Here is an 11900-nt window from a genome sequence, read left to right as displayed (position 1 = left end):
ATCAGTCAATGTATAGAAACGCGGCAGAGTTGAGAATTGTATGGCAGTAGGTATCGAGAGCGGCTTCAGGGGTTTCCTTCCAGTGGGTTTCCAGTTCCTGCAAGGTCGTCTGTCCCAACTGGCGTTCTTGTTTACTGGGTAAGCGACTGAGGGCCAGTTGATAGACCAGATCGATTTGAGCACCCTGATCCTGTTTCTGATCATCGGGCAGCAAATGGCGAACCCGGCTGGCGAATGCATGAGAAAGCGAATGCACGCGTTCGTTATTTAAAAGCATCAGGGATTGTGGTGAGACGGTAGAGACATTCCGTGAGACACAGTTGGGGCCCATTTCCGGGTAATCGAACGTATCCAGCATCGTTGGTATCTGGGTGCGTCGATACTGCAAATAGACACTGCGCCGCCAGCCACCTTTGCTGGTGGCGTTGGCGCTGACGAGACCGTTGCGATCGACGGTGACTGTATCTGGGGGACCGCCGGTGGTGGGATCGAGTTTACCGGAGACGGCAAGGATTGAGTCACGCAGGGCTTCCGCGTTCATTCTGCGAAGCGGCATATGTGAGAGCAGGCGGTTCTGCGGGTCATGCTGTTGAATCGCAGGAGTAATGTGGCTGGATTGTTTGTAAGTACGCGAATTCAGCATCAGGCGGTGCATGGCTTTGATGCTCCAGTCCTGTTCGACAAACCGGACAGCCAGCCAGTCAAGCAGTTCCGGATGAGAGGGGCGTTCCCCTTTCACGCCGAAGTTCTCGAGTGTTTTAACCAGACCTGTGCCGAAATGGTGGTACCAGATTCGATTGACCATCACTCGTGCAGTAAGCGGGTGATCTTCGGCAGTCAGCCATTGTGCTAAAGCCAGCCGTCTGCCGGTCTTGGCGGTTCCGTTCGGGAAAGGTGGTTTGACAGTGAAGGGAGTTCGTCCATCGGTGAGGACCGAAGGGACACCGGGACCGACCTGCCGACCAGGTTGATCATGCTCGCCTCGCAACAGGATGTAAGTGGGAGAGGGTTCACCGCGGTCCCAGAGCGCGCGAATCGTGAGCGGTGGTTCCATCTGTTGCTGAACTTCATTTTTCTGCTTTTCGATGGAAGCCACATGCTGCAATGCCTCCTGAACCGGTTGCGAGAATTCCGACTCGGGCATGGTTTCCGCAATTCTTAATTTCTCGACCAGAATCCGCTGACGTTGCGTACGGGTGTTATCAGCTATCTTTAAGGCCTGCAGGGTTTCCTGCTGTTCTTGAGCGGGTTGATCCGGATAGAACTGGCGGAGCATAGCGACCTGTTGTGCGGCGATGGCTTTTTTATAACTCTTGTCAAGTTTACTCAGTCTGTTTCTGAACAACGGGTTCGTCTGTTTGACGCGGCTTTGCTGTTCGGGAGTGCCCAGCTCCAGGGAACGGTTTTTAAAGGACAGCCAGTCGTATTCATCGAGGGCACCCTGGAAGATGGCTTTGAAACGATAATAGTCACGGTGTGGCAGTGGATCGTATTTATGCGAATGGCAACGGGCACATTCCAGCGTTAGACCCATGACCGAGGAACCCATGACATTGATGGCATCATAGACCACCCCCAGGCGTTCAGGGACAAAATTCATTGTGCGGGAACCGGTCTGGTCAATGCCCATTCGCAGGAAGCCGGTGGCGACGAGGTTGTCGACGATTTCTTCTGTGATGACTGGTACATTTTCATAGTCGGCTAATTCATCGCCGGCGATCTGTTCCAGCAGAAAACGATCGTAGGGTTTATCGATATTGAAGGCGTCGATGACATAATCCCGGTATTTCCAGGCGACTGCCCGCAGCGGGTCGGAAGAGACGCCCCCTTCGGAGTCCGCGTAGCCAGCAAGATCGAGCCAGTACCGACCCCAGCGTTCTCCGTACCGGGGGGAAGCGAGCAGGTGATCGACCATGGATGCGTACCAGTTGGGATCATCAGAATGGCGCCATTGTTTCCACTCTTCGAGTGTCGGAGGGATGCCAGTCAGATCCAGATAGACACGGCGGATGAGGGTGTCACGGCTGGCTTCGGGTGAGAAATCCAGTTCGTGTGCCTGCAGCTGTTTGAGAATCAGTTGATCTATGGATTTGATATCAGGCTTTGCCTGGGGGGCTTGAAAGGCCCAGTGCTGGCGGTCTTCTTCCGTGACGAGCGGATCTGGTTGTAAACCGACAACTTCCGGTTCGGGATCGATAATCGGCGCTTTCGCCGCGATCCATTCGCGTAGAGTTTCGACTTCTGACGGGGGGGGACGTTTGACAAAAAACTTCAACAGCTGTTCCTGGGGAGGGCAGGCATGACTTTCAACGCGTTTGATCATCAGACTTTTATCGGGATTACCCGCGATAAACGCCGGCCCCTGATTGCCTCCCTTAAGCATGCTGGCAGGAGTTCGCAGATCAAGGCCGCCTCGCTGCAATCGCGCGCCATGGCAGGCAGTACAGCGCAGGAGCACAATGGGAAGGACATCGTGCTGTGTGATTTGTTTTTCTTCGGGCTGATGGGGCTTTTCAGATTTGGCACCGGTGGCAATCCAGTTGTGGATCAGTTTGCGTTCTGCTTCCGTCAACTGCGGTTGTCCCTCAGGTGGCATGTCTCCTCCGTCGACCAGGATCCAGAGCATGCTGTCATCGACATCTTCTGCGAGGGCAGACTCTCCTGATTCGCCTCCACGATGGACGCCGGCGATGGTCGAGAGATCGAGACCTCCCTTGCGAACTTTCTCGCTATGACATTTGCCACATTTCGCAGCGAGAACCGGCTGAATCTCTTTTTCAAAGAGAAGCGGTTTTTCTGCGGCATGAATTGTCCGGCTCAGACCTGGAACAAATACAACAACAAGCAATGGAATTAGAAATCGTATGAGCATCATATTTAACGCTGGCAGGTGGGGTGAGGAACGCAGGTGTTGTTCTCTCCATCCTACGCGAAGCGGGCAGGGCATACAAGACAAAAACGACCTGAAACGGGTCTCAGAAACGGTCTGCGGATGGGATTCACATTGCGATGGCTGGGTTAATTGTCGGGATCATTCAGATCGTGGTTCGATGGACGAGAGGTCCGGTTTGCGGTAGTTTGGAAAATGTGAGTTAACACAAGTCGCTGAATTCATGATTCGAGAGGAACGAGATCGTATGATGAGCCCGTCAAAAACAGTTCGCTGGGGAGTAATTGGTCTGGGGTGGTTTGGCGAAGTTCACGCTGACAACCTGGCGGAGATTACGGGAATTGAACTGGCGGCGCTGTGCACCAGACGACCAGAACGCCTGAATGAAGTAGGTGATCGACTGCAAGTCACGAGGCGTTACACGGATTACCGTGAACTGCTGGCTGATCCGGAAGTCGATGTGATCAGTATCACCACTCATATTAATGATCATCGCGACATTGCCATCGAAGCGTTGCGCAGTGGGAAGCATGTTCTGCTGGAAAAGCCGATGGCAGCGACAGTGGCGGACTGTGAACAGATTGTTGCTGCAGCTGAAGACGCTGCCGGTTTATTCATGGTGGGGCATATCTGTCGCTTTGATTCACGTGTGACGCTGGCGAAACAGGCGATTGATGAGGGACGTATCGGTGATATTATCTCCATGCATGCGCGGCGGAATCTGTCGAAGACAATCGGTGAAACAGTGCTCGATGATATTTCCGCTTTGATGGGGGATGGAATTCATGATGCGGATTTGATGCTCTGGTTCAGTGGTGCGAGCGTTTCCACCGTCTATGCGCAGGAAGTTCATCCCGGCAAGAACAAGTATCCGGATGGAGGCTGGTCGATTGCGAGACTCGATAATGGTGCCGTCGCTGTGGTGGAGTCGGTCTGGCATCTACCGGAGTCGACGCCTTATACGATTGATGCGCGGATGGAAATCATCGGCACGAAAGGAGCGATCTATATTAACTGTGGTGAAGCAGGGCTGACGATCCATGATGCAGAAGGAGTCAAGATGCCGGACACGATGTACTGGCCTCGTCCGTTCGGCCGTTACCTGGGAGTGCTGCAGGAAGAGCTGCGGTATTTCGCAGACTGTGTGCGGACAGGTGAGCGGCCCGCGCGGATTACTCCCCGGGAATCTCAAGCCGCTGTCGCCTGGATGGCAGCAGCAACAGAGTCTGCCCGGACGGGATCTGTGATTACCTTTTAAAGCGGTGAATGATTCCAGTGGATGCCAGCTGCCTGTTTTTTTCTGGGTAGTTTCTTTTTCAGATCTGAAAGTCCAGTTTGCTTTTAGATTTTGTTGTATGGAAATCAACATAGAGGGTGTGGAACGATATTCCTTGCGAAGCGTCTGGATCCTTGTACAATTAAGTGTTGCTTTATGTGTTTGTCACGTGTGAGTTAATGGCACGTATAATTGAAGGGGCTGCCCGGTCAAAGTAGATTTCTGTCTGTGATTCACTCCATACTTTCCCGCCTTAAAATTAGGGATGATATTAATGATTCGCTTTTGTCTGCTCTCACTGATGGGAATCATCACTCTGTTCCAGCCTGTGTTAGCTGTTGAAGCTACTAAACCTGGCGAACCGAATCGGGACGGGATTCATTTTTTTGAATCCAAAATCAGGCCGGTGCTGGTGAATGAGTGCTATGAGTGTCATTCTCTGGATGCCAGAAAGAATAACAAGCTGGAAGGTGAACTGTTATTGGATTCCGGTCCGGCGATGTTGAAAGGGGGGGACACGGGGGCTTCGATCATTCCCGGTGATCCTAAAAACAGCCTCTTAATGGCGGCGATTCGGCATGAATCGTTCGAGATGCCTCCGAAGAATAAATTATCGGACCAGGTGATTGCCGACTTTGAGAAATGGATTCAGATGGGGGCACCTGATCCCCGCGATGGCAAGGTGCCTGAATTAAAAGCTGAAAAGATTGATATTGAAAAAGGGCGTCAGTTCTGGTCATTTCAACCACTCAATCAGTCGCCGCCACCGGTTCCGCAGAACAAAACCTGGGCTACCAATCCTGTTGATCAATATATTCTGGCGAAGCAGGAAGCAGCAGGCATTACTCCTAACGATATGGCAAGTCGAGGAACATTGATTCGTCGTGTTTTTTTTGACCTGTGGGGGCTACCTCCCGAACCGGCTGATGTGGAATCGTTTGTGAATGATCCTGATCCGGCCGCGTATGAGAAACTGATAGACCGTCTGCTGGCTGGCCCGCATTATGGGGAACGCTGGGCCCGGCACTGGCTGGATCTGGCCCGGTTTGCCGAGAGTAATGGTTATGCTTTTGACCGCGATCGACCTGCAGCATATCACTTTCGCGATTTCGTAATTAAAGCGCTGAATGAAGATATGCCCTATGATCAATTCATCCGCTTGCAGATTGCCGGCGATCAACTGGGACCGACGGATTATATGTCTCAAGCGGCGACCGGTTTTCTGGCGGCAGGGCCATTCACTTCACAACAGACACAAAAAGAACGAGAACGCAGTCGCTATGAACAGCTGGATGACATTATTCATACTGTCGGCACGACGACATTAGGATTAACGTTTGGATGTGCTCGGTGTCACGATCATAAATTCGATCCGATCTCCAGTCATGACTATTATCGGATGGTTGCTGCGTTTGCGGAAACCGGTTTTCAGGATTACCAGCATGACCAGCATCCGGAAAAATATCAGAAAGAGAAGGCGGCATTCGATATTACACATCAGCCATTTATTGATGCGCGTTTAAAATACGAAAAAGAGAAATTGCCGGCAGAATTGACAGGGTGGCTGGAGAAACGACCGACAGAAGCGATTCAGCCCACGCTGAGCGACTGGCATGTCATCGGTCCTTTTTCGGCTGCGAATTTCGACCAGGCTTTCAGTAAGAAAAATGAACCCGAAAAGAAGGTTGATCTTTCACAGACATTTGCGGAAGGAAAGTTGAAGTGGACTCCGCAGCCGGATTGGAAAGATGGCGTCGTTCACAATACACTGACCGGCAATAACTCAGCGAATTATCTGTTTCGAACGATTGAAGTACCGACGGCTGGTCCTCTTGACATTTCACTGGGACGCGATGATGCGATTCAGGTCTGGCTGAATGGTAAGTCTGTCCTGTCGAAAAAAGTGATGGGTGGGGCCGTCGCGGATCAGGATCAAGTCAAGCTGGCGCTCAAAGCCGGTAAGAATGAACTGCTGGTCAAAATTGTGAATGCGGCGGGGGCTTCCGGTTTTTATTTCAAAGCGAAGGAGTCAACACCCCCGGAAAACATTCAGAAGATTCTGGCTCTGCCGGCCGCTGAGCAAAACGAAAAACAGCAGCAGGCACTGTTGAAGTGGTTTGCTCCTTATGATGAAGGCTGGGCAGCTCTGAATGACGCCGAGCAGGAACATATGAAAAAGCATCCGAAACGGGATCTTCTGCCTGTCTTTGCTGCACGGAAAGGGGGCGCGACTTATAATTTTGGCCCTGATACGCGCAAGGTCTATTATCTGGTGCGGGGGAATTCCAACCGGAAGGATGGTCTGGCGGAACCTGGTTTTCTACAGGTGTTAATGACCGGCGAAGCGCAGGAGAAACAGTGGTTGTTTGAGGGAGACCAAACAGAAAAATCGGTGCACCCACGGATTGCTTTTGCTGACTGGCTGACCGATACCAGTCATGGAGCCGGGCATCTGCTGGCACGCGTGATGGTTAATCGGATGTGGCATCATCATTTTGGTCGTGGTATTGTCGAGACCCCCAGTGATTTTGGCACCCAGGGTTTTCGTCCCACTCATCCCGCGCTGCTGGATTACCTGGCAAATCAGTTGATTGAGAACCACTGGAATCTGAAGCCGATCCATAAGCTGATGATGCTGAGTTCGGTATATCGTGAATCGGGGGCCACCAATGCCAGTGGAATGGAGCATGATCCGGAAAATCATCTGTGGTGGCGACGACCGGCGCTGCGGATGGACGCGGAAGTGATTCGTGATCACCTGCTGGCCGTGAGTGGGACGCTCGATCCCAGGATGTTTGGTGCGGGAACACTAAACCAGGAAGACAAGCGGCGGAGTGTGTATCTGACTGTCAAACGCGACAAACTGATTCCGATCCTGCAACTGTTCGATGCACCGGATGCGATTCAAAGTATCGGCAAACGCAATGTGACGACGGTGCCTCCGCAGGCGTTGGCGATGATGAACTCTCCCTTTATTCGGAGACTGGCAGAAGATTTTGCCAAACGGGTACGGCCGGATGACCAGAAAAAGCTTGAGCAACTGGTCGACGAGGTGTATGCGATCGCTCTGTCTCGTAAACCACGTCCGGAAGAACAGCAGAAGATGCTGGAGTTCATTCACTACCAGACGGAATCGTACGGCGAGAATCCGCAGGCCAGCGCACTGGCGCTGGCTGATTTCTGCCAACTGATATTCTGTATGAATGAATTTATTTTTGTTGACTGATTCTGAAAGAAATTCCATTAGTCGATTTACAGGAATTAAGGCGCTATGAGACGAAAATATAGATTTCAGACAGGCAGTGCTTTTGATTTTGAAACACGCAGAGCGTTTCTGAAGAATGCCGGTTCCGGATTTGGAAGCCTGGCATTGACGGGCCTGCTGTCAGAGCAGGGGATTCTCAACTCCGCTGGCGCAGTAGAGGAAGAAGACGGCCTGAAAGCGCGTGAGCCGCATTTTGTCCCCAAGGCAAAATCGATTATCTGGCTGTTCATGCCGGGCAGTCCGTCTCAGGTCGATACGTTTGACTATAAGCCAATGCTGCAGAAAAAGAATGGAGAGAAACTCGAAGGCGCCGATCCCAAAACCGGCTTCTTCACGACAAGTGGGAAGTTATTGAAGTCGCCTTTCAAGTTTCGACAGCATGGAGAATCAGGTGCGTGGGTGTCTGAAATATTTCCCCATGTTTCCCGACATGTGGACGATATGTCATTTATCTATTCCTGTTTTTCCCGCTCGAATAATCATACCCCGGCGATGCTGGAGATGAATTCAGGGGCCTTTCTGCAGGGGCGTCCCTGTATGGGATCCTGGGTGACTTATGGACTGGGAACAGAGAATCAAAATCTGCCTGGTTTTGTGGTAATGCATGGTGCCATGCCTCGCGGAGGGAATCCAATCTGGGCACCCGGATTTTTGCCTAAGGTGTATCAGCCGACGGCCATCAATGGTCGGAGCAAGCAGCCCATTTCGAATCTTTCACGGTTGACTTCCATGACCGATCGACAACAGCGGACCCAGTTGGACCTGTTGAATGAGCTGAACGCCAGTCATCAGAAATTAAGGCCACACGAAGCGGATCTGGCGGCGCGACTGGAATCATTTGAACTGGCTTACCGGATGCAGACCGCGGCACCGGAAGCGCTGGATGTCAAAGAGGAATCAGAGACGACTCAGAAACTGTATGGAGTCGATCAGAAAGAGACAGAACTGGTCGCGCGTCAGTGTATCACCGCGCGACGTATGGTCGAACGGGGAGTCCGTTTTATTCAAATCTATGCGGGTACGAATGGGGGAGGTGGAGGTGTCGCTGACGTTCCCTGGGACGGTCACAGTGATATTGGTCTCAATCATCGCATCGCTGCGAAATCGGTGGATCAACCCATTGGTGCACTGCTGGCTGACCTGAAAGCCCGCGGACTGCTCGATTCCACCCTGGTGGTCTGGGGCGGCGAATTTGGCCGAACCTCGGATTCCCAGGGAAGTCAGGGCCGCGATCATAATCCGAATGCGTTCACAATGTGGATGGCAGGAGGCGGCATCAAAGGGGGTGTCCAGTATGGCGCCAGTGATGACTTCGGTTACAAAGCCGTGCATAATCGAGTAGGGGTCAATGATCTGCATGCGACGCTACTGCATCTGATGGGAATCGATCATATGAAACTGACCTACCGCTTTAACGGACGCGATTATCGTCTGACTGATCTGGGGGGAGATCTGATTCAGGAAATCATCGCCTGATCACATTCGGGGATACTCTGTATATTCTCTTTTAGCAGGAGGCGTGGGCACCAGCTGCTCGCATGTGAATATCTATTCATTTCATGTATGACGCAGATGTTTCTGTTCATCCTGTCAAATCTGCAACCGCGATTACTGTTAAAAACGGAGAGTCAGTTTGCAATATTCAGGGGACCAATAACAGGGGGCGAAGAGCAGATGGCTCTCGAGTCTGTGAAAAAAGAAGCTTCTGCGATGCCAAACAGAATGTCGCTCGTTAGAATTATGGTGATGCATCGATGTCTGTTATTCGGTGACTGATTCCTGCGCTCCTTTATTTTAAGGTTTTCAACTGTGAAGCACCAATTTCTCTCCGGCTGGGCAGTCCTGCTCTGTTTGACCGCTCCTGTGTTTGCTGAAGACCATGGCAAACTGATTTTCGAAGACGATTTCGAACGGAATGAGTCACAGGAAACCAAAGATGAGATCGGTAAAGGCTGGGGCACGAACAGCCGGACACGAGCTGCAGGAAATAAGCAGGTCGATCTGAAAAATGGTGCGATGCATATCTACATTCACAAAGTTGCAGACCATGCGGTTTCGGTAACCCATCCTGCTGAATTCCAGGATGGTTCTGTCGAACTGCGGTTCATGCTCGAAAATGAAAAGGACAGCCTGGGGCTCAATTTTGCGGATCTGAAATATAAAGAGGTGCACGCAGGCCACTTGTTTGTGGCGAAAGTCAGTCCACGCTTTGTCGAATTGACCGACCTCAAAACCGGGAGCATGGATTTGAAAACCCGCGAACTGCGACTTGCTAAAAAACTGCCACCCGACCTGCAGGAAAAACTGAAAAGCAAAAGAAAACGCTTTCCGATCAAACTGAAAACTGGTAAATGGTACACGCTGCTGGTGACAGTCAGCGGTGATCAGTTGACCGTCAAAATAGATGGCAAAACCATCGGGTCCTTTTCCTCCGCAGGGATAGCACATCCGACCAAGCGGTTACTGCGACTGGCTGTCCCCAGAAACGCCGTTGTGGATGATGTGAAGATTTATGCTAAGACGCTCCAGGACTGATTCAGATGCTGAGTGCCAGTCAGGTGAATGTATCTGAAATCGCTGAAGTCCTCTTGCAAGTCACAATGGGGATTCTTACCATAATTGTGCAATCACTGATAATTCCTGATCCTTAAGAAAGGGACGAGCATGGCAGCCCGATTTCAGATTCAACAGGCGCGAAACGGCAAGTACTACTTTCACCTGCTGGCAAACAACGGTGAGATTATCCTCTCCAGTCAAATGTATGCTTCCAAATCGTCGGCAAAGAAGGGGATCCTCTCGGTGCAGACGAACGCTTCTGATTCCAGTCGCTATGAAGCACTGGTCAATAAAGCGGGCGAACATTATTTTGTGCTGAAGGCGAAGAATTCTCAGATCATCGGCACAAGTGAAGGGTACGCAGCCACAACCGGCATGAAGAGTGGAATCAAGTCTGTTTCCCGGAATGCTCCCAAAGCGATCACGGAAGATATCATCGTTAAGACCTGAATTCCTGCTACTGTTTTAGAGTTCGATCACGGCTCTCAGGCCAACTAAGAGGGCGGTGTCGACGGTCTGGCGAACCGGTCTGAGTACCTGCATATCAGCGGTCAGGTGGAACCATTTTGTGACTTCAATGTTGTAGAACAATTCTACGCCATGTCCATCTCCCACGCCTCCCAGAATGGTATTGATAAAGGGAGACAGCCGGTCGCTGGTGGCAGAATAATACCAGCCCACGCCAAACGTATCTGCTTCGCGGCTGGAGATCGGGCTGTTGCCTCCCACGCCGAAGCTGAGAAACCAGGCAATCGGATTGGTATCCGCATCGGCAATACCGGCACGACCGAAGACCCCCCAGCCTCGCGTAGCATCGCAGGGATCAACGAACAGATATTGATCGAAGTTCCAATAGAGCGACCACGAATCGGTTTTGCGGCTGATAGGAATATCAGGCAGAACAATAAACGGGTCCTGTTCAAGCGCCGCATAATCACGACTGCTCCAACTGGCTCCAAACAGAAAATGGCCGGGGCGGCCAAAGAGATTTGTAGGAAGGCGCAGTTCCGGAATGACGGATGCGCCGTTGGCAAACAGTTCATCAAAACCGCTGGTTCGCGATGTATCGGTGGAGTTGATCACGGTGAAGGTAAAGATCGGCTCACCTTCCTGCATAATCAGAAACCCGGCGCCCAGCGAAGAGTAAACAATGGTACGCAGACCAATGGGAGTGGCGACAAAAGCGGCATTGGAGAATTGTGTTTTACCTCGACCATGTGCAAACGCATTCATGTCTCCATCAAGCGTATCCATTTTACCGGCGAAGACTCCAAACGATTCGGAAAACATCTGCGTAAACAGAACATTGGTCAGATAGAGTTGATCTCTGTCTGCGACCGGGAGGTCAGGCAGTATGTTGGCCGGGATGATTGCGCCTGTGGCGTTGTTGATGCTTTCACCGAAGCGATGTTCTGCGCGGAGTTTTACAAACAGTCCCTGCGGTCCGCCGAGCTTGCCCGAATCGATATTCATCACATAGTCGCCATGCCCGGCGTAACGGTATTCCTGTTCGGCTCCTCCTGAGGCGACCCCCATATAAAACTGGGAGACGTCCGCATCAAAGGTGATGCCTTGCTCAGCCAGACAGGGCCTTCGCTGAAACAGGTTTTCCGTGAGTGTGGATTGATTCCAGAAATCAGGACCACTGAATTCACAGCTGGAACATGTCTGCTCATAAGCAGGTTTCTCTACCCGAGGCTCTTCTGGCAGTGATTCTGGTATCGCGTCGTCGGCAAACGTGCTGCGAGTGGAAATGACAAGACTGACAATGCAGATTGAGCACCAGATCGATTTGAAAATCAGACTGGTTCGCAGGTTGTGGCGTTTTTTTATCAAACCTGTGAGCATGGAATATCTCGAAAGGGATCCTGTGAAAAAGCTGGTCCTTTCGGTATTTTTCGTCGCGAGGCTCC

7 protein-coding genes are annotated in these 11900 nt (G+C 51.5%); 5 read left to right on the top strand and 2 right to left on the bottom strand.

The features are described 5' to 3' along the window. Nucleotide 1: 1 nt before the first annotated feature. A complete protein-coding gene (locus ACN0YH_RS25960) occupies nucleotides 2-2875 on the bottom strand; it encodes a PSD1 and planctomycete cytochrome C domain-containing protein (protein ID WP_417382516.1) in 2874 nt (957 codons plus the stop codon). Between the two features lie 262 nt (nucleotides 2876-3137). Here ACN0YH_RS25960 and ACN0YH_RS25955 point away from each other — a divergent pair, with 262 nt between their 5' ends. The 5 genes from ACN0YH_RS25955 to ACN0YH_RS25935 all read left to right on the top strand — a co-directional run bounded on the left by ACN0YH_RS25955 (nucleotide 3138) and on the right by ACN0YH_RS25935 (nucleotide 10437). Beyond that, nucleotides 3138-4148 (top strand): Gfo/Idh/MocA family protein, encoded by a 1011-nt coding sequence (locus ACN0YH_RS25955; RefSeq protein ID WP_417382515.1) that lies wholly within the window; start codon nucleotides 3138-3140, stop codon nucleotides 4146-4148. A 292-nt stretch (nucleotides 4149-4440) separates the two neighbouring features. Next, nucleotides 4441-7392 (top strand): PSD1 and planctomycete cytochrome C domain-containing protein, encoded by a 2952-nt coding sequence (locus ACN0YH_RS25950; RefSeq protein WP_417382514.1) that lies wholly within the window; start codon nucleotides 4441-4443, stop codon nucleotides 7390-7392. 45 nt (nucleotides 7393-7437) lie between these two features. After that, complete coding sequence (locus tag ACN0YH_RS25945) at nucleotides 7438-8907, top strand: DUF1501 domain-containing protein (protein WP_417382513.1); 1470 nt, start codon at nucleotides 7438-7440, stop codon at nucleotides 8905-8907. Between the two features lie 375 nt (nucleotides 8908-9282). Continuing rightward, nucleotides 9283-9966, top strand: a complete 684-nt coding sequence (locus ACN0YH_RS25940) for a hypothetical protein (protein ID WP_417382536.1) — start codon at nucleotides 9283-9285, stop codon at nucleotides 9964-9966. A gap of 129 nt (nucleotides 9967-10095) precedes the next feature. Next, nucleotides 10096-10437: a YegP family protein gene (locus ACN0YH_RS25935; protein ID WP_417382512.1), complete on the top strand. Its 342-nt coding sequence runs from the start codon at nucleotides 10096-10098 to the stop codon at nucleotides 10435-10437. A 15-nt stretch (nucleotides 10438-10452) separates the two neighbouring features. Here the strand turns inward: ACN0YH_RS25935 and ACN0YH_RS25930 are convergent, their stop codons facing one another. Next, nucleotides 10453-11835, bottom strand: coding sequence for a carbohydrate porin (locus tag ACN0YH_RS25930; RefSeq protein ID WP_417382511.1), 1383 nt, complete (start codon nucleotides 11833-11835; stop codon nucleotides 10453-10455). Nucleotides 11836-11900: the final 65 nt, after the last annotated feature.

Origin of the sequence: Gimesia sp. (genome assembly GCF_048262075.1) — a bacterium.
In the GTDB taxonomy this organism is placed as follows: Bacteria; Planctomycetota; Planctomycetia; order Planctomycetales; family Planctomycetaceae; genus Gimesia.
This window is presented reverse-complemented; position numbering and strand designations above follow the sequence as displayed.

Coding starts and splice junctions, on each gene's coding strand:
- ACN0YH_RS25935 (WP_417382512.1), top strand. CDS start 10,096: ATGGCAGCCCGATTTCAGATTCAACAGGCGCGAAACGGCAAGTACTAC.
- ACN0YH_RS25955 (WP_417382515.1), top strand. CDS start 3,138: ATGATGAGCCCGTCAAAAACAGTTCGCTGGGGAGTAATTGGTCTGGGG.
- ACN0YH_RS25930 (WP_417382511.1), bottom strand. CDS start 11,835: ATGCTCACAGGTTTGATAAAAAAACGCCACAACCTGCGAACCAGTCTG.
- ACN0YH_RS25945 (WP_417382513.1), top strand. CDS start 7,438: ATGAGACGAAAATATAGATTTCAGACAGGCAGTGCTTTTGATTTTGAA.
- ACN0YH_RS25960 (WP_417382516.1), bottom strand. CDS start 2,875: ATGATGCTCATACGATTTCTAATTCCATTGCTTGTTGTTGTATTTGTT.
- ACN0YH_RS25950 (WP_417382514.1), top strand. CDS start 4,441: ATGATTCGCTTTTGTCTGCTCTCACTGATGGGAATCATCACTCTGTTC.